Source organism: Rhodanobacter hydrolyticus, assembly GCF_044904645.1.
The window spans coordinates 269,138-293,276 of record NZ_JADIKK010000008.1 but is presented as its reverse complement, the minus strand read 5'-3'; the positions used below and the strand labels follow the sequence as shown (position 1 = coordinate 293,276).

At 59.8% G+C, this 24,139-nt stretch carries 19 protein-coding genes and 1 pseudogene; 16 read left to right on the top strand and 4 right to left on the bottom strand.

Going from position 1 to position 24,139, the window contains the following annotated elements; genetic code table 11:
• Positions 1-80: 80 nt before the first annotated feature.
• The 11 genes from ISP25_RS03755 to ISP25_RS03705 all read left to right on the top strand — a co-directional run bounded on the left by ISP25_RS03755 (position 81) and on the right by ISP25_RS03705 (position 11,903).
• Entirely contained in the window at positions 81-1,877 is a 1,797-nt protein-coding gene (locus ISP25_RS03755) for a thiamine pyrophosphate-requiring protein (RefSeq protein ID WP_404611761.1), read from the top strand.
• Positions 1,878-1,899: 22 nt separating this feature from the next.
• Positions 1,900-2,970 carry an enolase C-terminal domain-like protein gene (locus ISP25_RS03750; protein ID WP_404611759.1) on the top strand — a complete coding sequence of 357 codons (1,071 nt, stop codon included), beginning with the start codon at positions 1,900-1,902 and terminating at the stop codon, positions 2,968-2,970.
• 256 nt (positions 2,971-3,226) lie between these two features.
• Positions 3,227-6,196 (top strand): FAD-binding and (Fe-S)-binding domain-containing protein, encoded by a 2,970-nt coding sequence (locus ISP25_RS03745; protein WP_404611757.1) that lies wholly within the window; start codon positions 3,227-3,229, stop codon positions 6,194-6,196.
• On the top strand, positions 6,193-7,260 hold the full coding sequence (locus ISP25_RS03740) for an SDR family oxidoreductase (RefSeq protein ID WP_404611756.1): 1,068 nt from the start codon (positions 6,193-6,195) through the stop codon (positions 7,258-7,260). The genes ISP25_RS03745 and ISP25_RS03740 overlap by 4 nt, the downstream gene beginning before the upstream one ends.
• Positions 7,257-7,634, top strand: coding sequence for a sensory rhodopsin transducer (locus ISP25_RS03735; protein WP_404611754.1), 378 nt, complete (start codon positions 7,257-7,259; stop codon positions 7,632-7,634). The genes ISP25_RS03740 and ISP25_RS03735 overlap by 4 nt, the downstream gene beginning before the upstream one ends.
• Positions 7,635-7,784: 150 nt before the next feature.
• Positions 7,785-8,132: a PRC-barrel domain-containing protein gene (locus ISP25_RS03730; RefSeq protein ID WP_404611752.1), complete on the top strand. Its 348-nt coding sequence runs from the start codon at positions 7,785-7,787 to the stop codon at positions 8,130-8,132.
• A gap of 24 nt (positions 8,133-8,156) precedes the next feature.
• On the top strand, positions 8,157-8,864 hold the full coding sequence (locus tag ISP25_RS03725) for a response regulator transcription factor (RefSeq protein ID WP_192160442.1): 708 nt from the start codon (positions 8,157-8,159) through the stop codon (positions 8,862-8,864).
• Positions 8,865-9,092: 228 nt separating this feature from the next.
• A complete protein-coding gene (gene otsB, locus ISP25_RS03720; RefSeq protein WP_404611750.1) occupies positions 9,093-9,986 on the top strand; it encodes a trehalose-phosphatase in 894 nt (297 codons plus the stop codon).
• Between the two features lie 63 nt (positions 9,987-10,049).
• On the top strand, positions 10,050-10,292 hold the full coding sequence (locus ISP25_RS03715; protein ID WP_192160450.1) for a hypothetical protein: 243 nt from the start codon (positions 10,050-10,052) through the stop codon (positions 10,290-10,292).
• Positions 10,293-10,335: 43 nt separating this feature from the next.
• Positions 10,336-11,445 carry a DNA topoisomerase IB gene (locus tag ISP25_RS03710; RefSeq protein ID WP_404611748.1) on the top strand — a complete coding sequence of 370 codons (1,110 nt, stop codon included), beginning with the start codon at positions 10,336-10,338 and terminating at the stop codon, positions 11,443-11,445.
• Positions 11,446-11,585: 140 nt separating this feature from the next.
• Positions 11,586-11,903 carry a CsbD family protein gene (locus tag ISP25_RS03705; protein ID WP_404611746.1) on the top strand — a complete coding sequence of 106 codons (318 nt, stop codon included), beginning with the start codon at positions 11,586-11,588 and terminating at the stop codon, positions 11,901-11,903.
• 97 nt (positions 11,904-12,000) lie between these two features.
• Here the strand turns inward: ISP25_RS03705 and ISP25_RS03700 are convergent, their stop codons facing one another.
• The gene (locus ISP25_RS03700; RefSeq protein WP_192160452.1) at positions 12,001-12,486 is read right to left on the bottom strand and encodes a hypothetical protein; all 486 of its coding nucleotides are present in this window, start codon (positions 12,484-12,486) and stop codon (positions 12,001-12,003) included.
• Between the two features lie 225 nt (positions 12,487-12,711).
• Between ISP25_RS03700 and ISP25_RS03695 the strand changes: the two are divergent.
• Both ISP25_RS03695 and rmuC read left to right on the top strand, forming a co-directional pair.
• Positions 12,712-12,789: pseudogene (locus ISP25_RS03695) on the top strand (integrase core domain-containing protein); the annotation flags it as partial.
• A 356-nt stretch (positions 12,790-13,145) separates the two neighbouring features.
• Positions 13,146-14,930, top strand: a complete 1,785-nt coding sequence (gene rmuC / locus ISP25_RS03690; protein WP_404611744.1) for a DNA recombination protein RmuC — start codon at positions 13,146-13,148, stop codon at positions 14,928-14,930.
• A 96-nt stretch (positions 14,931-15,026) separates the two neighbouring features.
• Here rmuC and ISP25_RS03685 read toward each other — a convergent pair whose 3' ends face one another.
• Both ISP25_RS03685 and ISP25_RS03680 read right to left on the bottom strand, forming a co-directional pair.
• A complete protein-coding gene (locus ISP25_RS03685) occupies positions 15,027-17,285 on the bottom strand; it encodes an AAA family ATPase (RefSeq protein ID WP_404611742.1) in 2,259 nt (752 codons plus the stop codon).
• 214 nt (positions 17,286-17,499) lie between these two features.
• A complete protein-coding gene (locus ISP25_RS03680) occupies positions 17,500-18,588 on the bottom strand; it encodes a site-specific integrase (protein WP_404611740.1) in 1,089 nt (362 codons plus the stop codon).
• A gap of 104 nt (positions 18,589-18,692) precedes the next feature.
• Here ISP25_RS03680 and ISP25_RS03675 point away from each other — a divergent pair, with 104 nt between their 5' ends.
• The 3 genes from ISP25_RS03675 (at position 18,693) to ISP25_RS03665 (ending at position 21,669) form a co-directional block, all read left to right on the top strand.
• Positions 18,693-19,589 (top strand): DNA-binding protein, encoded by an 897-nt coding sequence (locus ISP25_RS03675; RefSeq protein ID WP_404611738.1) that lies wholly within the window; start codon positions 18,693-18,695, stop codon positions 19,587-19,589.
• A gap of 24 nt (positions 19,590-19,613) precedes the next feature.
• The gene (locus tag ISP25_RS03670) at positions 19,614-20,159 is read left to right on the top strand and encodes a hypothetical protein (RefSeq protein ID WP_404611736.1); all 546 of its coding nucleotides are present in this window, start codon (positions 19,614-19,616) and stop codon (positions 20,157-20,159) included.
• A 433-nt stretch (positions 20,160-20,592) separates the two neighbouring features.
• Positions 20,593-21,669, top strand: coding sequence for an oxidoreductase (locus ISP25_RS03665; RefSeq protein ID WP_404611734.1), 1,077 nt, complete (start codon positions 20,593-20,595; stop codon positions 21,667-21,669).
• A 129-nt stretch (positions 21,670-21,798) separates the two neighbouring features.
• Here the strand turns inward: ISP25_RS03665 and ISP25_RS03660 are convergent, their stop codons facing one another.
• On the bottom strand, positions 21,799-23,970 hold the full coding sequence (locus tag ISP25_RS03660) for a bifunctional diguanylate cyclase/phosphodiesterase (RefSeq protein ID WP_404611732.1): 2,172 nt from the start codon (positions 23,968-23,970) through the stop codon (positions 21,799-21,801).
• Between the last annotated feature and the right edge of the window lie 169 nt (positions 23,971-24,139).

The window sequence follows — 24,139 nt, the reverse complement described above, 5'->3', positions numbered from 1 at the left end:
CTTTCATTCGCCGACCCTGTTCGGTGCCTGCGCGGGTCGCTTACGACCCATGTCCCCGATCAGAACCGGAGAACCGAGCCATGAGCGAAAACGTCAGCGATTTTCTGTTGCACCGACTGACCGAATGGGGCATCGAGCGCTTGTACGGCTTTCCCGGCGATGGCATCAATGGACTGATGGGCGCAATCGATCGCGCAGGCGACAAATTCAAGTTGGTGCGCGCAAGGCATGAGGAGATGTGCGCGTTCATGGCCTGTGCGCACGCCAAGTTCACCGGCGAGGTCGGCGTGTGCATGGCCACTTCCGGGCCGGGCGCCATCCATCTGCTGAACGGCTTGTACGACGCCAAACTTGATCACCAGCCCGTCATGGCCATCGTAGGCCAGCAGGCGCGCGCGGCGTTGGGTGGTCAATATCAGCAGGAGGTCGACCTGGTCTCGTTGTTCAAGGACGTGGCCAGCGACTACGTGGAGATGATCATGGTGCCAGCGCAGGTCCGCCATGTGGTGGATCGCGCGCTGCGCATCGCGATTGCCAAGCGTACGGTGACCTGCATCATCGTGCCCAACGATGTGCAGATCCTCGGCGCGGTGCCGGTTCCACCACGTGCGCATGGCACCGTCCATTCCGGTTTCGGCTACCGCCCTCCGCGGGTGGTACCCGCTGAGGGCGATCTGCGTCATGCCGCCGATCTGCTGAATGCGGGCAGCAAGGTGGCGATCCTGGTTGGTGCTGGCACGTTGGCGGCCGCCGATGAGGTGATCGAAGTTGCCGAGCTGCTCGGTGCGGGCGTGGCTAAGGCGCTGCTGGGCAAGGCGGCGTTGCCTGACGAGCTGCCGTATGTCACCGGTTCCATCGGTCTGCTTGGCACCAAGCCGAGCTGGGACATGATGATGGAGTGCGACACACTGCTGATGATCGGATCGCGCTTCCCGTATTCTGAATTCCTACCAAAGGAAGGACAGGCGCGCGGCGTGCAGATCGATCTCGATCCCGCGATGCTCTCGATCCGCTACCCGATGGAGATCAGTCTGGTCGGCGATGCCGCCGCCACCTTACGTGCGCTGATTCCGCTGCTACAGCGCAAGACCGACCGTGGCTGGCGCGAGACGATCGAGAAGAACGTTGCTGAATGGTGGCGCGTGCTGGAAGCGCGAGCAATGCACGAGGCGGTGCCGATCAACCCGGAACGGGTATTCTGGGAGCTTTCGTCGCGACTGCCCGACGAATGCATCCTGGCGGCCGATTCCGGCTCTGCGGCGAACTGGTATGCCCGGGACCTCAAGATCCGCCGCGGCATGATGGCGTCGCTGTCAGGTTGCCTGGCCACGATGGGGCCCGGTGTGCCTTACGTGATCGCAGCGAAATTTGCCTATCCCGAGCGTGTCGCGATCGCCGTCGTCGGCGATGGCGCGATGCAGATGAATGGCAATGCGGAGTTGATCACGATAGGCGACTACTGGAAGGAATGGTCCGATCCGCGGCTCATCATCGTGGTGCTTAACAATCGCGACTTGAACCAGGTGACCTGGGAGCAACGCGTACTGGAAGGCGACCCGAAATTCGACGCCGCGCAACATGTGCCGGATTTTCCCTATGCGCGCTACGCCGAGATGCTCGGGCTGAAAGGCATCATGGTGAATGATCCCGCACAGATCGGTGCTGCATTCGACGCCGCGTTGTCCGCGGATCGACCGTGCGTCATCGAGGCGATTACCGACCCCGACGTGCCGCCGTTGCCGCCACATATCACGTTGAAAGAGGCCAAAGCATTTGCCGAATCGATGCTCAAGGGCGACGAGGACACGGGCGGCATGATCCGGCAGTCCGCCAAGGAGGTGCTCGCCACCTTCCTTCCCGGTCATCGTGGACATTGACATGGATGCGGTGAAACTCCAGATGCCAAAAGTGTCTGTGTACACCGTTCCGACTGACCTGCCGGAATCCGACGGTACCTTGGCGTGGGAATCAACCACGCTGGTGTTGGTCGAGATCGACGCTGGGGGCAAACACGGCCTGGGTTACAGCTACGCGGATGGCGCCACAGCGGTATTGATACGCGACACCCTGGCTAAGGTCGTGACCGGATGCAACGCGCTGGACATTGCCGCCGTGTGGGCAGCGATGCTCGCTGCGATCCGCAATCTCGGTCGCCCCGGCATTGCCTCGATGGCCGTCGCTGCGGTGGATAACGCTTTGTGGGATCTGAAGGCGAAGTTGTTGGACCTGTCTCTGCTGGATTTGCTGGGCGCGGTGCGTGAGGCGATTCCGGTATACGGCAGTGGCGGCTTCACCTCCTATACCGACAAGCAGCTTGCCGAACAGCTTGGCGGTTGGGTGGAGTCGGGCATCGGCATGGTCAAGATGAAGGTGGGGCGGAGCCCGGATCGCGACGTGGCGCGTGTACGGACGGCTCGCGGCGCTGTCGGTGGTACGCGCCTGTTTGTGGACGCCAACGGCGCCTACACGCGCAAGCAGGCGTTGGCGTTGGCGCAATCCTTCGCCGAACTTGGCGTGAGCTGGTTCGAGGAGCCGCGCCCCTCGCATGACCTGGATGGCCTGCACCTGCTGCGGGACCGCGCACCACCCGACATGGACATCACCGCCGGCGAATACGGTTACGACTCGGCGTACTTCCGCCGCATGCTCGCGGCAGACGCGGTGGACGTACTCCAGGCCGACGCCACGCGCTGCGCCGGCATCAGCGGCCTGCTTGGCGTGGCGGCGCTGTGCGAAGCGTTCGACTTGCCGTTGTCCTCGCATTGTGCGCCGGCTATCCACGCGCAGCCGTTGTGCGCGCTGCGGCCGGCGATCCACGCCGAATATTTCCACGACCACGTACGCATCGAGCAACTGCTCTTTGATGGTGCGCTTTTGCCGGTCGACGGCGCGCTGCGCCCAGATCGAACCCGGCCGGGGTTGGGGTTGATTTTGAAAGAACAGGACGCCGCGCGCTACGCGGCGCATTGAATCGCGACGGTCCGGTGATTCCGGCCAGCGAGCAGCCTCAGGTGAGCGGGGAACATGTCATGCAGATCGATCACGAGCAGGAACAGTGCCAGCGCCACGGATGCCGATGCAGAGTGCCCAATGGGCAGGCGTATTGCAGTGAGGAGTGCCGCCACGCGGCTGAGGGATCTTCAGTGCGCACGAAGGCGGCCGACGGTTGCCAGTGCGGTCATGACGACTGCAGCGCTGGTACCCATTCGCTAGCGGAAAACGAGCAGTGAAGGCCGAAGCATTGAAGCCCGATGCGCGTGGCGCTGGGGTAGCACAGCCGGACTACGTCAACGCGTTGGTGCGTGACCTGGCCGGCATCTCAGGTGAGGTGCGCTTCGACGCCGGCAGCCGCGCGCTGTATGCCACCGATGGTTCCAACTACCGGCAAGTGCCGATCGGTGTGGTGTTGCCGAAGTCACTCGAGGACGTGGTGACCACCGTGGCCGCTTGCCGAAAATATGGTGCACCGCTGCTTTCGCGCGGCGGCGGCACCTCGCTGGCCGGTCAGTGCTGCAATGTCGCCGTGGTGATGGATTTTTCCAAATACCTGCACAACATCGTCGAACTCGACCCAGCCAACAAGCGTGCACGGGTTGAGCCGGGTTTGATCCTGGACGATCTGCGCGACGCTGCCGAAAAACACACGCTGACGTTCGCCCCCGATCCGTCCACGCATACCCACAACACCTTGGGCGGCATGATCGGCAACAACTCCTGTGGCGTGCACTCGGTAATGGGTGGAAAGACTTCCGAGAACATCGAGGAACTGGAGATACTGACCTACGACGGCTTGCGCATGCGCGTGGGCGCAACGTCCGATGCGCAACTGGAACGGATCATCCGCGAGGGCGATCGGCGCGGCGAAATCTACGCCGCACTGAAGGCGCTGCGCGACAAATATGCCGAGCTGATCCGTTCGCGCTATCCGAAAATTCCACGTCGTGTGTCTGGCTACAACCTCGACGAGTTGCTGCCCGAGAACGGCTTTAACGTGGCACGCGCGCTCGTTGGCAGCGAGGGCACCTGCGTCACCATCCTGGAAGCCACCACGCGGCTGGTCTACAGCCCACCGGTACGGTCGCTGCTGGTGCTGGGCTACATCGATGTGTTCTCCGCCGCAGACCACGTAATGGACGCGCTGGCCGCCGGCCCAGTGGGGCTGGAAGGATTAGGCGAAGAACTGGTCTCCGACATGAAGGCGATTGGTTTGCATCCAGACGACCTTGAGCTGCTGCCCAAAGGCGGCGGCTGGCTGTTGGTGGAGTTCGGTGGCGAGACCAAGGACGAATCCGACGGCAAGGCCCACAAGCTGATGGAGCAGCTCAAGGGCAGGGAAGATGCCCCGTTGGATATGAAGCTGTACGACGACAAGTCCAAGGAAGAGCTGATCTGGAAGGTACGTCAGTCGGGGCTTGGTGCGACTGCCCATGTACCGAACAAGCAGATTACCTGGGAGGGCTGGGAGGACGCTGCGGTGCCTCCGGAGAAGCTTGGCCCGTATTTGCGCGACTTCCGCGCTTTGCTGAAGCGCTACTCGTACAAAGGTGATCTGTACGGTCACTTCGGCCAGGGTTGTGTCCATACACGCATTGATTTCGATCTGGAAACCCAGCCGGGCATCGATAAATTCCATCGTTTCCTTGGCGATGCCGCGGACCTGGTGGTGAGCTATGGCGGTTCACTGTCCGGCGAGCATGGTGATGGTCAATCCAAGGCCGAGTTCCTGGACCGGATGTTCGGTGCGGAACTGGTGCAGGCATTCGGTGAGTTCAAGCGCATTTGGGATCCGGGTTGCCACATGAACCCGGGCAAGATCGTCGATCCTTACCTACCTACTGAAAACCTGCGCATCGGCACAGGCTATGCGCCATCGAGGTCGCAGACGCACTTCCATTTTCCCAAGGACGACCACAACTTCGGTCGCACCATCCTGCGCTGCGTGGGAATTGGCAATTGCCGGCGCACCCATCACGACACCATGTGTCCTAGCTTCATGGCCACCCGTGAGGAGAAGTATTCGACGCGAGGGCGAGCACGGCTGCTGTTCGAGATGCTGAAAGGCGAGGTGATTACCGGCGGCTGGCGCGATGAGAACGTACGCGAGGCACTAGATTTATGCCTGGCATGCAAGGGCTGCAAGGGCGATTGTCCGGTCAATGTCGACATGGCCAGCTATAAGGCCGAGTTCCTGTCCCACTACTACCAGGGGCACCTGCGTCCACGCGCCGCGTACACGATGGGCCTGATCCACATATGGGCACGACTGGCAGCGCATCTGCCGCGTACGGTGAATTACTTCACCCACAGCAGTCTGTGGTCGCCGCTACTCAAGAAGCTGGGCGGCATAGCACCACAGCGCGAGATGCCCGAGTTCGCGAAGCAGACCTTCCGCGATTGGTTCGCCCGGCGTAGCGAGGGCAAATCGGACGGCCTTCGCGTGATTCTCTGGCCGGACACGTTCACCAACCACTTTTTTCCCGAGACCGCGATCGCTGCAGTCGAGGTGTTGGAACATGCCGGGTGCACCGTGGTGCTACCCAAACAGCCGCTGTGCTGCGGCAGGCCGCTGTACGACTGGGGCATGCTCGATCGCGCCACCGAGCTTTGGAAGCGGAACCTCGTCATGCTGCACGAGGATATCCGTGCTGGCACGCCCATTGTGGGATTGGAGCCGGCCTGCGTGGCCGCATTCCGCGACGAGCTTGGCAACCTATTTCCGCATGATGAAGATGCCAAGCGGCTGTGCAAGCAGACGCATACGCTGGCCGAATTCCTGCAGAAGAACGCCTATGTTCCCAACCGTCTTGCGGCGAAAGCCGTAGTGCACATGCATTGCAATCATCGCGCGGTGATGGGTAAGGAGGCCGACTGCCACGTGTTCGAGCAGCTTGGCCTGGATTACGAGCTGCTCGATTCCGGCTGCTGCGGTATGGCCGGTTCGTTCGGCTTCGAAACGCACAAATACGCGCTATCGCAAACCATTGGTGAACGTATGCTGTTGCCCGCTGTGCGCCGCACTGGCGCCGACACTCTTCTGATCGCCGACGGCTTCAGTTGCCGCGAGCAAGTGCGTCAGGCCACCGGGCGTATGCCGCTGCACTTAGCCCAGGTACTGCAACGCGCAATCCATGACGGCACGGCGCCGGCCGCCCCCGCGCCGCAACGCGCTCCCCCGACTAACGAGGAACGTACATGACTATCGATTTCAAGAACCAGGTAATAGTGATCACCGGCGCTAGCGCCGGTGTCGGTCGTGCCACCGCACGCGCCTTCGCTCGTGCAGGAGCTCATGTGGGCTTGCTGGCCCGCGGCGAAGAGGGATTGAACGCCACGGCGCGCGAGCTCGAACGGCTGGGCGTGCGTGCGCTGGCCTGCAGCGTCGATGTGGCTGACGCGGAGGCCGTGGGCCAGGCCGCACAGAAGATCGAGGACGAACTGGGCCCGATCGACGTGTGGATCAACAACGCGATGGTGACGATTTTCGCGCCCGTCAGCGCGATCGATGCAGAGGAGTTCAAGCGCGTCACGGAGGTCACCTATCTCGGTGGGGTCTACGGCACAATGGCGGCGCTAAAGCACATGCGGCCCCGTAACCGCGGCACCATTGTGCAGGTGAGTTCCGCACTGGCTTATCGCAGCATCCCACTGCAATCGGCCTACTGCGGAGCCAAGCATGCGTTGGTGGGGTTCATCGACGCGGTGCGTAGCGAGCTGATTCACGACCGCAGCCGCATCCACATCACCTCGGTGCAGATGCCGGCGTTGAACACGCCACAGTTCTCATGGGCACGCAACCGCATGCCGAACCGACCGCAACCGGTACCACCAATCTTCGAGCCGGAGGTGGCGGCTAGCGCGATCGTATGGGCCGCAGCGCATCGCCGGCGCAGTGTGCCGGTGGGCGCCCCAACGTTGATGGCTGAGTGGGGACAGAAAATCGTGCCGGGCCTGCTTGATCGCTATCTGGGCCGCACCGGTTACAGCGGTCAGCAGACCAACGAGCCCGATGATCCCAACCGCGCCGACAACTTGTTTACGCCGGTGGCCGGTGACTCTGGCGCCCGCGGTCGCTTCAGCCAGCGCGCACGAAACCATAGCCGGGCACTCTGGATAGAAAGGAACCGCTCGCCCTTGCTGGGCGCTGCGTTGTTCACCGCGGCTGCGCTGGCCGCAGGTTGCTGGTACGCCGCGAGTCGCCAAGCCAAATCGGACAATTTGCTGCAACGCAGTGCGCGCAAATTGCAGCGGAGGTGGTCATGAGCATCGGGATGTGTCGTTGGGCCATCGCCGAGGGCTACATTCCTGGCCAAAGCAGCGACGATGAAGACCGCCGCTTCGTCAGCCATGAAGCCGCCTGCATGCTCAACGCAAGCGATTGCGATGCCAAGGTGCGCATCATGCTGTATTTCGAAGACCGCGATCCAGTTGGGCCTTATCACGTCGTCGTGCCCGCACGGCGCAGCTTGCACATGCGTTTCAACGACCTCACCGATCCAGCACCGGTGCCGCGCGATACCGATTACTCCAGCGTGTTCGAATCGGATGTCCCGATCGTGGTGCAACACACGCGACTGGACTCGCGCAAGGATGCCCTTGCACTGCTGAGCACGATTGCATTCGGTGAAAACGCCTGACGCTCCTGATGCGATTCAGAGCGGTTGAGGCTGCAGATGTTATCAGTATGTCAATTTTCGCCATTGGGTGATCGACCGGGATTTGATCCCCAGACAGGCAGCATTGTCGCTCCCCGCCGTTTTGGCCATCACTTCAACTTGGACATTGCTATGACGAACACAAGTACCCAATTCCTCTCGGCTTCGACGCTTACCGGAGATAAGGTAAAGAACCTCGACAATGAGGCGCTAGGCGAGCTCAAGGACATCATGATCGATACGCTGAGTGGCGAAGTGAGTTATGGCGTCCTTTCCTACGGTGGAGTCCTCGGTATTGGCGACAAGCTCTTTGCTGTTCCATGGGACGCCTTGACCGTCGATGGCGAAAACAAATGTCTCATCTTGAATGTCAACAAGGACCGTCTCGAGAACGCCCCTGGATTCGACAAAGATCATTGGCCGGATTTCGCCGACCCAGGATTTGAGGATCGGGTGCGGCAGTACTACTCCCAGCTGTAAGCAGCTATCTGCGGGGGAGGGGGTATGGATACAAGTGACTACTTGGGCCGCATCTTGTTGGTGGAAGATGACGAGCAGGTCGCATTGACGACCCAAATACTGCTGGAAAGGGCCGGATATAGAGTAGACCGCGCAGCTGAAGGAGTGTTGGGGCTGCACATGGCGATCGTAGATGACTACGATGCCATCGTCCTCGATGTGATGTTACCCAGGCTGGACGGCCTGAGCCTGTGTAGCAAGCTTCGAAAGGAGGCAAGAAAGGCCACGCCTATTCTGATGTTGAGTGTCCGCAACAGTACGGATGACAAGATAAGTGGTCTGGGTACAGGAGCAGATGACTATCTGGCGAAACCGTTTGAATCGAGGGAGCTTGAGGCACGCTTGCTAGCCTTGATACGCCGCGAACGGCGTCAGGTCTTCGAGAATATCTTGATCGTCAGCGACTTGAAGCTGGAGACCCAGACACTGCGATTGACGCGTGGCGGCCGCGAACTCAGCCTTTCGCCGATATGCCTCAAGCTACTGACGATATTGATGCGAGAGTCACCTCATGTCGTGAAGAGGCGTGATCTAGAACGACAGGTGTGGGGCGGCGTAATGCCCGACTCAGACACACTTCGCTCGCATCTGTATAACTTGCGACAGGTCATTGACAAACCGTTCGATCTGCCATTGCTCCACACCATACATTCGGCTGGCTATCGTCTCGCGAATTTGGAGTCGATGCGGTGACATTCTTCGCAAACGGTTGATTCGCAGGGTATCGAGCATTGGAAGCAGGTGGCTGGAGCGCACCCTGCGGATAGCGCGAGGGAGGCGGCATCTTGGTAAGCGTGACATAGACCAACCGCGAAAATTTCGTTGCAAAGAGGCAGCCTGGGTCATGTCGATGGGCAACGAAGAATTCACTACTGCGCGGATATCACTTAGGACCCTGCCAAGCAGGCATCGAACCCAGGAATGACATTTGCCATGCATGCGCTACTCGCCACACCTGAGGACCGACCGGAAATGCGTCCTGCCATTCTGCTGGACATCGATGGGACTCTGCTTGGCGCCGTCAAGGGCTCGCGTGAACCGTGCGCAGACAAAAAGCTGCTGGCGCTCCTCATGGAGCTGCGCCAAGCGTTGGACGGTGCACTGGCATTCGTGAGTGGTCGCAGCATCGAGGATATCGACTGCTTGTTCGGCAATACAGACTGGAACGTCGCTGGTCTTTACGGCATGGAGATCCGTTGTGGCGGCCGGCTTCGGCGCCTGGCGATACCGATCGTGGATCGCCCACGCATGCGTGCTGCAGTGACGGAACTGGCGCTGAAGATCCCTGGCGTCATATTGCAAGACAAGGGGATCATGATGACCTTGCATGCGCACGATGACGATGCTGCCTGGATGGAATTGCTGCTACAGGCGAGCCTGCTTGCCCCCGCGCTGCCCGGATGCGACATCCAATTGAGGGACAGGGCGATCGAGTTCAGGCCACTCGGCATCACCAAGGCGTATGCGATCGAGCGATTGCTCAGACTCGCTCCATTCGCGGATCGCAAGCCATGGTATTTCGGTGACGATCACTCCGATGAGGCAGCCTTCGCGCATGTACGCAGTCTAAGTGGCAACGCCATCCTGACAGGCAGTCGGGCGGCAAGCTGGGCAACTCAGCATCTGGCAGAGCCGGCCGAAGTTCGCGGCTACCTGTGCGATCTGCTTGGGACCTTGCGTCGCTCGGCACCCGCGAAGCTCCATCCGGACAAGCCCTATGTGTGTGTGCCTTCAGATCAAATGAACTTCATTGCGGATGTGATGGTGCATACCAGCTCTTACGAAGAGCGTGATCTCGAACGGCTGAGCCTCTAGGCACCGTTGATCCAACCTTCATCTTATTTACTCGACAGCGTCATCGAAACCAGGACCGGCAGCATGCTTGGCTACATCGAGGAAGCAGTCCAGAAGGCGCAGATCCAGAAGAAGGAAGACTTTGCGATGACCAAGAGCTCGAACCACTGTTCTACGTATGAAGTGGACACGTCCAAAATTCCCAGAAAGCCGGAAGATACGGATCGCAGCGGTGATGCCAAGAACGGCACAGGTGAGGACAACCACACTCCGGGTGGCGGGCATAAAAGCCGAAATAGTGAAGGCGACGAGGTCAAGGAAGATTGAGCAGGGGTAAGCGTGGCGGTGATCATGCAAACAAGCCCAGACTTTGCCATTGCTGCGTCCAAAAGCGAGCCACTGTCATGCGCCCTCTCTCTTTATAGAAATGGCAGATGTAGAAAAGCGGGTCCATAAAAGACTGGAACGAACCCGCAAAGTGGCAGGGCCTTTGGTGTATTCCAGCGATGCCCAGGCAGGGTATCGCCGCGCTCGCAAGGGAAAGGGGACTATCTACTACGATACCCGCGGGCGGCGGGTTACGCGTGCAGATGTTCTGGAGCGAATCCGCCTGCTGGCCATCCCTCCGGCTTACACCGATGTGTGGATCTGCGCCGATCCGCGCGGCCATCTGCAAGCGACGGGGCGTGATGCGAGGGGACGCAAACAGTATCGCTATCATGCCGACTGGCGGCGGCATCGCGATGCGGACAAGTTTGATCATATGCGCGAGTTCGGGGCTATCCTTCCAAGTCTTCGTCGTCGCGTGCGCGCCGACTTGGCATTGCCAGGTTGGCCTAAAAGCAAGGTGCTAGCGTTGGTGGTCCGCTTGCTCGATGAGACGCTTGTCCGAGTGGGTAACGAGGAATACGCCCATGACAACGGAAGCTATGGTCTTACCACCTTACGCACGCGACATCTCAAGCGGGAACATGGATGCTTGTGGTTGCGCTTTCGTGCCAAGAGCGGTCGGCACATCGAATTGATGCTGCCGGATAACCGCTTGGTCCGGTTGTTGCGTCGTGTACAGCAATTGCCCGGGCAACGCCTTTTTCAGTATTTAGATGCTGAGGGAGGACGCCACGCTGTGGACTCCGGAATGGTCAATGCTTATCTGCAGCAGGCGTCGGTGGGCAATTTCACCGCCAAAGACTTTCGCACTTGGTCGGGCACGGTAAGGGCCGCTGGATTGCTAACACAGACACCGGTGCGTGCCCGCGAGCGGTCTAATCAGGCTGCACTGAACGCTGTCATGACCAAAGTAGCAACCCTACTGCGCAATACGCCCAGTGTATGCCGCGCTTCCTACGTCCATCCCTACGTTTTAAGGGGTTGGAAAGAGGGAACCTTGCAACACTTCGTTCCAGCCGAGATCGTCAACTTTCCACGGAAACTAGAGGCCGGCGTCCTGCGCTTTCTTCACCACATGGCTCGGTCCTGAGAAGCAAACCACCGCTGTTGACACGAAGAGGCGATGCGCCACTCAGAATGGCGCGGCCGAGTTGTACTCTTGATGCCACTGCTGGGTGAGTGTCGTATTGTCAAAGAGAATAGACGGCCATTGGGCCACCAAGAACAGATTTGCCTGGCAAACTCTCCGCTTCACCATCCGAACTATGTGGGCTGCTTTTCGACAAAGATTCACGCGAGGAAGACCAGTTCGCGCCTATAAGAAATGGCCGCGCCCCTGCGGCCAAAGCGAGCAACCGCACCATGGACAAGAACCGGACAGAAGGCACCAAACACGAAGTCAAAGGCGCCATCAAAGAGGTAGTAGGCAAAGTAACTGGCAACAAGGCGAAAGAAGCGTCTGGCAACATTGAGAAGAACGCTGGCAAAGTTCAGAATGCTGTAGGGAAGGCTGCAGATCGCGCCCGTGACGAAGCCAAAAAGCATTGAGTGAGTTAGTAGTGAAAAAGGCCGGTCGGAGTTCGACCGGCCTTTTTCTTGGGCGCCCGCACGGCCGACAATACGCTCGTTATGGAAGAGCCCAACCTCACGACGGCAACCACGGCCGGGGCACCTGTTCAAAGATACGAGAAACCATGGCTCGATCATTTTCGTTTGTGAGGGCTCGGATGACACTTTCTGCTGAAGCGTACGAGCTTGCGTGCTGGGCATGCTCCCCCGCGGCATGCGCTGCGCGCGCATGAACAGCATGCATGAAAGCCTGCTCCCATTCCGGGGTGGAAGCTTCACTCAAAAAGTACGCGCGCATTTCGTCTGCATATAGCAAAGCGCTTTGCCCCAGGCCAGCCACAGCGTGCGCCTGGGCAAGAAGCATGAGGGCGCGCATGTGGTTCAAGACGTTGCCGACAGCCTGCCAATGCCAAGCCGCGGCATGCGCAGCATTGAGAAGCGTTAAAACATCATCCATCCGAGACAGTGGCGCTTCAGCCAGTGTCCACGCTTCATTGTTCGCGTAGGCCGCGAAGAATCGATGCCAGCTCTCAAGCCGGGTGTCTTCGGGTGTTTTGGGCACAGCACTCTCCCGTCACTAGGACGACGCAGGTAAATAGTGCGATTTCGCGCATCTACGGATCTTCGACGCATAAACCCCCTGATCACTGTACCGGCATCAATGCTTGGATATTCCAGATTCTGGTCAACCCTGACGACAGCCACTCGCACTATCAACTCAAAACTGCCAGTAGCAGTTCCTTTGACGAAGCGGGTGCTCGCGGGCAGCTCTCCCTCACGCTTCATGTTGTTGAGTTTGATTGAGCCGGGTAAGCTGAACCAGAACGCTTACATTGAGTCGTTCAACGGGCGTCTGCGCAACGAACTGTCTCAGCTGTGTGTTCAACCTGATGCGGCGATGGTTAAGCCATCTGTAACGAAACCACCGGGCAACTCGCGCCATTCTTCAAGGACAAGATGTGACACTCGGCAGCTGCGGTGGAACGCCAGCTGTCGCTCGCCGCAATGGAGACGATGAGCTGACTTTGGCCAAGGGATAGCTTTCGGCAAAGCACAACGTAAAAGCGAACCGATTAGCCCGTGTTATCGGGGGTGGGGTTCGCCGTTTCGGCTAAAGATTGCCAGATCTGGGATCGAACTGAATTTGGCCGTACCGTGATCGCGGCGTTGTCCCCGACGTATCATGCGACGGGGCACAGTGCCAATACCGAGGAAGGAACCATGGACAGCATGCCGATTTGGGGATGGACGATCGTTCTGTTGACCGTCGCTATCGCAGCCGTCGTCGTCGGACTGATCATATGGCAGGCCGGGGCGAAGGCACGGGATCTGCAGGGAAGGATTGACGCGCTGTCCGGGGAGGCCGCGCGCTTGCCCGATGCTATCGAGCGAAGTGGGCGGGCTGAAAAGCAGGTCGGCGAATTGACGGAATCCCTCAGAGCGGCGACGGCGAGGGAAGCCGCGCTCGGCGCACAGATTGAAGAAACCAGGTTATCGCTGGAGAAGCTAGCCGGCACAGTTGTCGAGCGAGACCGGTTACTGGCAGAGGTGCGCGAGGCCCTTGAGGCCTTGCAGCGGACCACGGCAACGACGACGGCCAACCTCGCCGCAAAATTTGCTGAAGCCGACCAACTCCGACTTGAGCGAAACGATGCGCGAGCAAGCCTTGAGCAGTCGCGCCAGGCACTGGAGGAGTTGCAGCGGTCGGCAGCGGTTATCGATGCTAATCTCACCAGCCAAGCCACAGAAAGCAACGAGCTTCGCCGTGAACGGGACGGCCTCCGTAAAAGCCTCGACGATGCCAACGTCGCCCTCCGAGATCTAAGCGCCGAGCACGCGACCGCTGTGGCCGTTCGAGATGCGGCGCTCGAAGCGGTTGAGCAAACCAAAGCGTTTCTCGCCACAGCTGAAACCCAGATGCGCACCGCTTTTACCGAAGCGGCGAGCCGCGTCTTTGATGAGAAGTCTGTCGTTCTTGACCAGCGAATCAAGGCGAGTGCGGATGCATCAAAAGAGGGGCTCGAAACGACCCTCAAGCCATTTGCAGAGAAAGTCGCCACCTTTCAAGCAAAGGTGGAACAACTCGGATCCGAACAGGCCAGGGAGCATGCGACGCTCGTTGGAACCATCGGCGAGTTGAAAGGCTTAAACCAGAACATGGCGACTGCGACCGAGGCCCTAGCTCGTGCACTCAAAGGCAACTCGAAAACCCGGGGTGACTGGGGTGAACTCATTCTTGATACAGTGCTTAAAGCGTCTGGGCTCGTAGAGGGGCACAACTACATCTCGCAGGGACACGCGGTCGATGAGGACAGCGGCCAGCGCGTGCGACCGGACGTGGTTGTGACCTTGCCGGACAAGCGGAAGATTGTGGTCGATTCCAAGGTCAATCTCATTGCCTGGAGCGATGCTCAAAATGCCGATTCCTTTGAGGACCAGCAGGAAGCCTTAGTACGCCATGCGGCAGCGCTCCGAGCCCATGTGCGTGATCTCGCGGACAAGAACTACCCCCGCATCATGGGGCCCGATACTCTGGACCTGACAGTTCTTTTTGTGCCTATCGAGGGCGCGTTGTCGTCAGCGTTGTCGATCAGCCCGGACTTACAGACCGAAGCGTTCAACAGGCGCGTGGTGTTTGCATCCCCGAACACCTTGATGGCGATGCTCCGCGTCGTTGAACGGCTTTGGACCCGCGACAAGCTACAGCAGCAGATCAGCACCATCGGTGAGGAGGCGGCAAAGCTGCTGGACTCGCTTAGTGGGTTTATCGAGGACTTTGAGTCTATCGATGAACGCCTGAAGAAGGCGGGAGAGGCTTACAACAAGGCGAAGAATCGACTCAATGATTCCCCTCAGTCTGTGGTTGCTCGCGCCCGCCGATTGGTCGGAGCGGGAGCTAAGGGGAAGAGGGTGCTTCACGAATCACTGAAACCGCTCCCTGGGGAGGATGAGTCGCCACTTTCACTCGAGGGCGACACTAACGCCTTATTGGTCACAGATCCCTAGCACCAGTTGATATCGAGCAATCAAGTTCAAGCATCCAAGAACGCCTTTTAAGTGCGTAACCGGCATATCGCCTAGGCTATGCATCGGCCTGATCGGTTAAGCGGCTTCTGGGTGCGCTCCCATCAATGCAGCCAGATGGGCCGGGTCCTCTTGGAGGAGATTCATCACTTCGGCCACAACAGCCTCGATGTCCGCGATCACATTGGTGTGGGTCGCAAGTCGTTCCACCGTTTCAAGATGACTGAAGTGATGCAGCAGCTTGGTAATCCGAAGTGCTTTTTCCGGGCCAAGCAACTCGGCCGTTCGCTGCTCAACCGTGCTGTGAGGCAAAGGCAATCGCATGTAGGTATAGAGTTCTACGAAACGACGTAATGCATTGGGCAGGGCCAGCAGTTGGCCCACGTCGTCTTTGTTCGGACTTTCGACGAACGAGCGAATGACACTAAACAGGTAGTGATACTCCGAGGTGTACTGGCGCAGGGCCGCTGGGAGGTCGGTTAGTGTCGATGTCGTAGGACTCGTTTTCTTGACGAGGAAATACCTGGCTTCGGTCTGCCCCTTGATGGGTAGCCGTTTGAGCATCTCGAAAAACTCGAAATTGTGGGTCGAAAGAAACAACTGTCGGCAAGACGTTATCCATCTTCCGCCAACTTGTTCCTGCTTGAAGAACATCGACTCAATGATGGAATAGACCTGAAATACGTGGTTGCTATCGAGGCTGGAGATGGGGTCGTCGATATATACAATGACGTCATCCAATGACTTGTGTTCTTCTAGCTTGGTCAGGAAGAAGGCAAAGGCAATCGCTGTCCGTTCCCCATCGCTCAGGTTGCGGGCTGGCTGTCCCTGCCTACGCAACGTAAAGCGGTCAGTTTCATTCACCTGCACCACTTCGATTTGAATGATGCCCGTGCCAAGCAATCCGCCGATGCGCTCGTTCAGTCGTTCCCGGCCCTTTTGCGCACGGTCGATTTTCGCCTGAAGGTCTTTGATTTGCTGCGCCATCCCTCCACCCAGCGCTTTGAGGCGACCTTGATAACGCTCGGCACGCTCTCGGTCTTTGTTTTCCTTGGCTTGAGTCTGGTCCAAAGCAAACTTGGCTGCGAAATGGGCCTTCAGTCGGCCAATCGCTGACTTTTTCTCTTGGCCGAAGTTACCGATGCTCTTGTTGTTGCGCAGGATTAGGTTTTTCGCTTGAGTGAAGGTGTTTTCAAGGACGGGCGATATATCGGGAAACACCATCGGAGCTAGTTGATCCACGAACGGGTCATCTACTTTCGTCTGGAGTGCTGCCATCAGCTTAACTAAGTCGTCGTTGTAGACTTCACAGAGATGTTTGAGCCTTGAATTGAGGGTCGATGCTTCTGCCTGAAACTGAGGAGCAAAGGCGGTTGGCGTCAGCCACTCGGTGGCGATTTGAGCTGTTTTGACGCGGGCATGCAGCGCGTTCAATGAGACTTTGTGTTGGGCCAGGTCTTTTGAAAAGTGCCCGCGCAGCTGCGCCAATCGTTCCTCAGTCAGAAGGCCACCACAGAACTCACATGCGGCTGCGTCCTCGTGCAAGCTCAGTCCCTGTTCGACCCATCGTGCTACGTCCGCGTGTGCGCGAAGGTAGTCCAACGTGGCGGAGATGGCTGGGAGATATTGGAGAAGCGGCATTGCGCCCTGAAGCAGGGTCTGCAGGGAGAGCGTTGGCGCACTAATGGATGGAACAGCCGACAACTGTTCCTGTTCGCTCGTCATGGCCAGCTTCATATCTGCCGCATAGGCCTCATCAGACAACACAGCTTGCTGACGGTCGGCAGGCAGACGTGTGATTTCAGATCCGAGATGTGTGGCGGTAAACGCCTCTACGATTTGAAGGGTCGTTTTAATGGCTTTGGCGGCAGCAGTCTTTGCACTACTGATGCGACCATCGATGTCACTAATCTTGGTGCGAGTGTTTGCCCAACGCCCACGGCATTCGTTCAATCGTTTCGACCAATGTTCGATTGCCTTCTCTGCCTCGATGGACTCATCGCCCAGCAGCAAAATAGATTGGAAGTCCTCCCCGGTCCAGCTGAGATTCGTCGCTACGAAATCGCTGTTGAAGACTTCCACTTTGAGATTGGAAGTCGATAGCATGGTTTCGGTAACGGATTGCCCGCTTGAGGTTTGGACCTCAAATGTGGCTGAGGGGCATTCGGGGTAGGGCTTGCCTTGACCCAGCGCAGCGAAGAGTCGGGAAAGGGTGGTCTTCCCGGAGTAGTTCCAACCGTAGATGATGTTTTTGGACCCAAAATCCGACAACGCCGCCGTCTTTCGGAAGTCGTCAAATACGCCGAAATGGCGCAACCGCTGGATGGAACGAATCAACGAATCCCCTGTTGGCACGGCGCTGGCGCTTCTCCAGTCCTTGGCATGCCGATGCTCATGGTGCGCTGGCCGCCCTTGGGGTGCAACTTTCGAGCGCCATGGGAGAGTCCATGCGTTCGTCAACTCGGCGGGGCTGGGATGTCCGCCGCTGCAGGGCTTGAGCTGGCGCGGCACACAGGAAACCGTATGGTCTCCGACTCTCTCTGCCAACCGCCTAAGTGTCCTCAAGCAGACTCGCTGCCGGATTATCCGCTGCGCTGCCCGTTTGGAAGTAACCCATCACGCTAGTCACCGCCCGGTGCTCGGTCATTGCCATGATCGCCGGCAACGGCACGCCCTGACGGCTCGCCTCGGTCACGAAGCCCGACCGCAGGCTATGCCCACCAAAGTTTCCCTCGAGACCTGCCAGCTTGGCGCGCCGCTGCACGATTTCACCCACGGCCGCGGGGGAGAGGGCCGGGCCGAGGCGGTGTTTCCACAGCCGCCGAAAAATCGCCCCTTCCCTGATGCCGGCCGCGGCCAGCCAGGCCTCCAGCGCCTGGGCCGCGCGATCAAGAACGGGCTTGTCGGGCGTCGACGATGCGGTCACGCCGGCTTGTTGGGTCTTGCTGTGCTCCAGGCGATATATGAAGCCTTGCGGGCCGATGCGGCGCAAGTCACGCAGGTCGGCGGCAGCCACTTCACTGCGCCGCCGGCCGCCACTGGCAAAGCCAAAACAGAGCAGGGCGCGGTCACGTAGGCCTTCCAGGCTGTCGTCGCAGGTGGCCAGCATCGCCTGTAGTTCCATCAGCGTGATGGCGGTCTTCTTGCGGGGCCGTACGCCGCGCTTGACCGCGGCGCGGGCCGCCCGGCTGAGTACCGTACGAATCGCCGGCTGCTCGCACGGATTGGTGACGTGCTTGAGCCGATGCGCCGTGGACAGGACGGCGACCCGATGACGGACCGTCGCCAGCGTCCAGGGGCCGAGCTTCGCTTTGAGGCCGGCGGCGACCAAGGCCTGGTCGACGACTGGCGGCAGCTCCCAGGCCAGTTCGCCGTCGGCCGACCGGCGCACCACGTGATCGACCACGAACTGCAGCACGGTCGCTTCGGGTACCGGCAACGTCATCTCGATCCCGTAGCGCGCGGCATGCCAGCCGGCCCAGTAGCGCAGGGCGCTGGCGTAGCTGCGGGTCGTGTTGGCCGCGGCCGCTTCGGCGAGCAGTTCGCGCACGGCGTCGGCCGCTTGCTGTGCCAGTTGGATCGGCAAAACCAAGCTGGCCGCCGGTTGGGCGAGGGTCGGTATCATGGAAATATCTTTCATATTATGTAATGTATACTACGAAATAGGGCGTCTACCCACGATAATCATCACTTATCGCGAGTACAAAGCCAAGCGGGCAGGGCGCCGATCGAGGAGACCATTCCATGCGCACAGGCATCACCCAGGACCAGGTCAACGCGGCCGCGGACACGCTGGTCGCCGCCGGCGACAAACCGACCGTGGAAAAAGTGCGCGCGGCCTTGGGCACCGGCTCGCCGAACACGATCACGCGCATGCTGGACACGTGGCGCAATGGGTTGGCGGAGCGTTTGCAGAACGTCCTGCAGCTTCCGGAACTCCCGGCGGAAGCGGGGCAGGCCATGACCGCGCTGTGGCAGTTGGCCGTGGCGCATGCCGAACGCCTCCTTCAGGCCCGGATGGCCGAGGATCGGGCCGCCCTTTCGGTGAACGAGGCCCGTCTCGCCGAGGAACGCACGCACTGGACGACCACCTTGGCCGAGGCCGAGACCACGGTGGCTCAGGCACGAACGCGCCAGGAACTGGCCGAACATGCCTGCGCGAACCTGGACAGCCAGCTCCGTGACAGTCACGCCCTGCGGGAAGATCTGCTGCAGCAGCGGGATCGGTTGCAGGCGGTGGTCGACCGGCAAGCGGGCGAACTCGAAGCCCTGCAAGCCGACAAGTCCGACCGCCTTGCTGCTGCGGATCAGGAACGCGAACGTACCGCGGCACACATCCGAGCCACTGAGGACCGGGCACACCAGGAAGTGGATCGCGCCCGGCAAGAAACCAAGCAGTGGCAGCATCGCCACGAAGCGGCCGAACGGAGCTATCGTGAAGCGGTGCAGACCCAGGAGGCGTGCAGCGAGGCGTTACAAAAGCAATGGCAGAACGCCGAGAAGGAAGTCGCGCGTCTCTCGGGGCACATCGCGGCACTCGAAACGTTGCTAGCCAAGGCCAGCGCCCGCCCAAAGGCAAACCCAAAGGCAAAACGAGGTCCGCGATCAGCAAGGTCTTCGAAGACAGCCAAGGCCAAGTAACGGACCTGAGGATCATCCACGATCATGAGCAACCGTGAGGAGTGCCGTATGGCTGCCGCAGCACCCGCGCTTGAGGCAATCGCAGCGCGGCTCGCTGGAGGCTTCATCCATCGTCTGACACCCTTATTAGGGATACCGGCACGCTTGATCTGTCCCTCAGATGAGGCGGAGCAGGCGATTGTCGTTGCGATGACGCGAGCTGCAGCCGTACAGGGGATTCCAGCAGAGGTCATCGACTTGCGGCCGGCGCCTGCCGAGCGATTGGACGCCGTTACGGCGCGACTCGACGGCTGGCAAAGTGGAGCGGTCGATAGCGGTGACCACGCGGTGCAACCTCTGCTGATCTTGCTTGGGTTCGACGCCTTCGGCGACGACACGCAGGACGGGCCCACCTATCCGTTCCGATCCAAATTTCAATTCGACCGAAAATTTCTATGGCTATTCGTCGGTCGAGACGCCTCCCGTATGCGGTTCCTGTTCGACAGCTACCGGCGTCCGCTATACCGCGCAGCAGGCGATATCACCCCTGACGACTGGCAACCAAACGAGTGCAGAGAACCAGTGGTTTGAGTGCACTAAAGCGCTGGATTCAGCGCAACTACCCCCCTGGGAATGCACTTATCCGTAGGGCCTTCAGACACGCTCCTGTCAGGAAAGGCCGTTCTCCGCTGCGTAGGTTTTACTGCGCTGCATTCTCCAGTTAGAGGTTTGTCTGCGCTGCATTCCTCGGTGCAGAACTTTATGTGCGCCATTTGCAGAGGTTTACTGCCGTGGAAGTAGAAGTTTCTCTGCGGAGAACAGCCGCTGCTGACTAAGGATAAGTGCCGATTGCACCAAACTGAGCGAGCCGAGCTGGGTTTACGCAACACCTAGAAACATACCGTCCTTTCGCATAATGTATATTATGTAAAATAACGAAACTGCCACCAGAGGCTCATCTACCAGCTGGCCCGCTGGCACGCGTGGCCTATCATCGCGGCACCCCTCGGTTTCCGGACCCGCTATGCATGACTCCACCGCTCCGCTGCGCGTGGCCTTGGTCGGTTACGGTTTCGCCGGCAAGACTTTCCATGCACCGCTGATCTGTAGCGTTCCCGGTTTGGTACTGGATACGGTGGTCTCGCGCGATGCCGGCAAGGTCCATGCGGACTTGCCTGACGTCGATGTCGTCGCCGATGCGGCCGCTGCCTTCGTCGACCCGCGGCTGGATCTGGTCGTGATCGCGTCGCCCAACGACACGCATGTGCCGCTGGCGCGCGCCGCACTGGAAGCCGGCAAGCATGTGGTGGTCGACAAGCCCTTTGCGCTCGATCTGGCCCAGGCGCGCGAACTAGTTGCCATCGCGGAACGCGAACGGCGCGTGCTGTCGGTATTCCAGAATCGTCGCTGGGATACCGGTTTCCTCGGCGTGCGGCAATTGATGGAGTCCGGCCGGCTGGGCAAGGTCACGCATTTTGAATCGCGTATCGACCGCTTTCGCCCGCAGGTGCGTGCGCGCTGGCGCGAACAGGCGGTCGCAGGCAGTGGGCTCTGGTATGACCTGGGACCACACCTGGTGGATCAGGCGTTGTGCCTGTTTGGCGTGCCTGACCGTGTCCAGGCCAGCCTCGCCATGCAGCGCGACGGTGGCGAAGCCGTTGATTGGGCGCATGTGGTACTCGAGTACGACCAACGACGGGTGATCCTGCATGCCAGCATGCTGGTGGCCGGTGGCAGCCCTCGTTTCATCGTGCACGGCACGCAAGGCAGCGTGGTGAAGCAGAAGATCGATCCGCAGGAGACGCAGTTGCTCGCTGGCATGCGGCCGGGCGATGCAGGCTGGGGCGAGGACACGGACAACCTGCTGCTGTACGACGGCAACGGCCGCGCCGAGCCGCTTGCCCCACCCCGTGGCGACCAGAGCCGTTACTACGCCGCCTTCCGTGACACGGTACAAGGGCGCGGCCCCAACCCGGTCCCGCCACGGCAGGCCATTACCGTGATGGCGGTGATCGAAGCGGCGATGGTGTCAGCCACGGAAGGGAAATCCGTCGTATTGGAGCTGAGCGCAGCGGAACGCGGTGCGTGGCCAAGCCACTGAGCCTGCGATGCCGTGCCGTACCGCAAGGCGTGGTGCTGCCAATGCAAACCCTTGTAAGCACCCTCTCTGACTCTCGACTGGATACTCCGTATCCACAACCTGCGCCACTCTGCAGCGTCATTGGGCACGTCATTCGTCTGGACGGATGAGTCCGCTCTGCCCTGTTGCCCAGAGCGCAAAGTCGTCCGGCGACAGTGGCGGTGAAAACAGGTAACCCTGGTACAGGTCACAATTGTGTCGGCACAAAAAATCTCTTTGCGCTTGCGTCTCTATGCCTTCGGCAACGACCGTCAGTTTCAAGGTCTTGCCGATGTTGATGATGGTTTGCGCGAGGGATTCGGACTTGGCGTTGTCACCGATGCCTTGGACGAAGCTCTTGTCGATCTTGAGCTCCTTGATGGGAAACCGGTGCAGGTAGTTCAGCGACGAATAGCCCGTGCCGAAGTCGTCGATGGCGAGCATGACACCCATCGCGTGGATTTCGTCGATGGATGTCCGGATATCGTCGGTTGCCTCGTCGAACATCACGCGTTCGGTCATCTCCAGGATGAGGTCTCCCGGAGCAAGGCCGTGAGCCTCCAGCGTCCGGGCGACAAAGTCAGGATAGCCCTGCCGTTTGAGATCCATGGCGCATACGTTCACCGAGATGCTTGGCACCTCTAAACCCCCTGCCCGCCACGCGGCAAGCTGGCGGCAGGCCTCGCCAAGCACCCAGGCGTCCAGCTCCGCAATCAGTCCGCTCTCTTCCGCGATGGGGATGAAATAGTCCGGCGGAACGAAATCCATCTTGTCGTTGCGCCAGCGAACCAGGGCTTCCGCTCCGTACAGAATGCCCATCGCGTCGACCTTGGGCTGATAGGCAACGCTGAGCGCCTGTGCCTTGAGGTCATGTTGCAGGGCGATCTCCAGGTCGAGGTGTTCCCTCGCCTTGCGCTCGTATTCCGGCGCATAGAAATGGATCCTGTTGCGGCCGCTGCTTTTGGCCTGGTACATCGCGAGGTCCGCGTTGCGCAGCAGGACATCGGTGTTCTGCCCGTCGTACGGATACATCGAGATGCCGATGCTGGCACTGATCGTGATGCTGGTGTCCTGTTCCGAATCGAGAACAACGGGCTGGCGGATCGTCTGCAGGATGCGTCCGGCGGCATGCATGGCCTTCAGCACGTCGCAATCCTGCAGAATGGCCAGGAATTCGTCGCCACCGAGGCGACTGATCGAATCCCCGGTATGGAAATGTTCGCGAAGGCGCTCCGCGATCTTGCGCAGCACTTCATCGCCGACGGCGTGACCTTGGGTGTCGTTCACGCGCTTGAAACGGTCCAGGTCGATGAACAGCGTGGCGAAATTCGAGGCATTCTGTTTCGCGTGCGCGAGTACGCGGCTTGCCTCCCGTTGCAGCTGTATCCGGTTGGGCAGGCCCGTCAACGAATCAAACCTGGCCAGTTGCTGCAGTTGGCGTTCCATTCCAAGCCTTCGATGCAACAGGCTGGCGAACATCAGCGACAACCAGATGGAAAGCACGTCGATCACCACCGTGACGGCACCGATGGTGATGGCACGTCTGTGCCACCCAGCGTAGATGTCCTCGGTCGCGAAGCCGACCACGACGATCAGCGGGTATTTGCCGATGTGCTTGAAGCTGTACAACCGTTCCACGTGGTCGAGCACGGCGATATCGACGTAGCTCCCCTGAGCTGACTGGACCAGTGGCGGAAACGAGTGGCCCCCTGCCAGCGTGCTGCCTACGTCGCCTGGATGGTACGGCTGACGCATCAGGACCGTGCCGTCGGTGCGCAACAGCGTGATGGTGCCGTGCTCGCCAAGGATCGCGTCCTTGAACATTTCATGGAAGTAATTGAGGCGAAGCGTGCCGGCGACAATACCGGCGAACTGCCCATCTTCCTTGTCGAGCCGGAGGCTCAGCGCAATGGTTGGCTGCCTGGAATCACTGGACCTCGAGATGAAGGGCTTGCTTAGATAGAGGCCGACGTCCTTGTTCTGCTGCTGGACCAGAAAGTAGTCGCGGTCGCTTACATTCAACTTCCGCGGCGCAGGCGAGCGTGAGTCGAGAATGAAGTTGCCGGCCGCATCGGTCGCGAACAGCGTGCCGAGTTGCTTGGCGTCCCTGATCGTGCCGAATGCCGCGAGCTGCCGGACATCCGGAGGGAGACCCTCGAGCGCAGGCGTCTCGATGCAGGTCTCCACTTCGCGCATGGCAAGTCTGAAGATGTCGAGGTTGCGCTCGGTTTCCTTCTCCAGAGAACTGGCCAGGTTCCCGGTAGCATCGCGTGCTTGTGACATCGCGTCCCGTCGCATCTGATAAAGCGACAAGGCCATCACGCTCGTGGTGGCGAGCGTGATGGCGATTCCCGAGATGATGAAAAGGGCCGGTGTCTTCAGAAATGAACCCGGGACTCGCACTGCGCTTCCCCCTTATCCTGGTGTCTGACACCGCAAGGCTGGGCAGGGA

Excerpts from the sequence above, each read along its gene's own strand:
- ISP25_RS03755 (WP_404611761.1), top strand. The coding sequence starts at position 81 with ATGAGCGAAAACGTCAGCGATTTTCTGTTGCACCGACTGACCGAATGG.
- ISP25_RS03750 (WP_404611759.1), top strand. The coding sequence starts at position 1,900 with ATGCCAAAAGTGTCTGTGTACACCGTTCCGACTGACCTGCCGGAATCC.
- ISP25_RS03740 (WP_404611756.1), top strand. The coding sequence starts at position 6,193 with ATGACTATCGATTTCAAGAACCAGGTAATAGTGATCACCGGCGCTAGC.
- ISP25_RS03735 (WP_404611754.1), top strand. The coding sequence starts at position 7,257 with ATGAGCATCGGGATGTGTCGTTGGGCCATCGCCGAGGGCTACATTCCT.
- ISP25_RS03730 (WP_404611752.1), top strand. The coding sequence starts at position 7,785 with ATGACGAACACAAGTACCCAATTCCTCTCGGCTTCGACGCTTACCGGA.
- ISP25_RS03725 (WP_192160442.1), top strand. The coding sequence starts at position 8,157 with ATGGATACAAGTGACTACTTGGGCCGCATCTTGTTGGTGGAAGATGAC.
- otsB (WP_404611750.1), top strand. The coding sequence starts at position 9,093 with ATGACATTTGCCATGCATGCGCTACTCGCCACACCTGAGGACCGACCG.
- ISP25_RS03715 (WP_192160450.1), top strand. The coding sequence starts at position 10,050 with ATGCTTGGCTACATCGAGGAAGCAGTCCAGAAGGCGCAGATCCAGAAG.
- rmuC (WP_404611744.1), top strand. The coding sequence starts at position 13,146 with ATGGACAGCATGCCGATTTGGGGATGGACGATCGTTCTGTTGACCGTC.
- ISP25_RS03680 (WP_404611740.1), bottom strand. The coding sequence starts at position 18,588 with ATGAAAGATATTTCCATGATACCGACCCTCGCCCAACCGGCGGCCAGC.
- ISP25_RS03675 (WP_404611738.1), top strand. The coding sequence starts at position 18,693 with ATGCGCACAGGCATCACCCAGGACCAGGTCAACGCGGCCGCGGACACG.
- ISP25_RS03670 (WP_404611736.1), top strand. The coding sequence starts at position 19,614 with ATGAGCAACCGTGAGGAGTGCCGTATGGCTGCCGCAGCACCCGCGCTT.
- ISP25_RS03665 (WP_404611734.1), top strand. The coding sequence starts at position 20,593 with ATGCATGACTCCACCGCTCCGCTGCGCGTGGCCTTGGTCGGTTACGGT.
- ISP25_RS03660 (WP_404611732.1), bottom strand. The coding sequence starts at position 23,970 with ATGTCACAAGCACGCGATGCTACCGGGAACCTGGCCAGTTCTCTGGAG.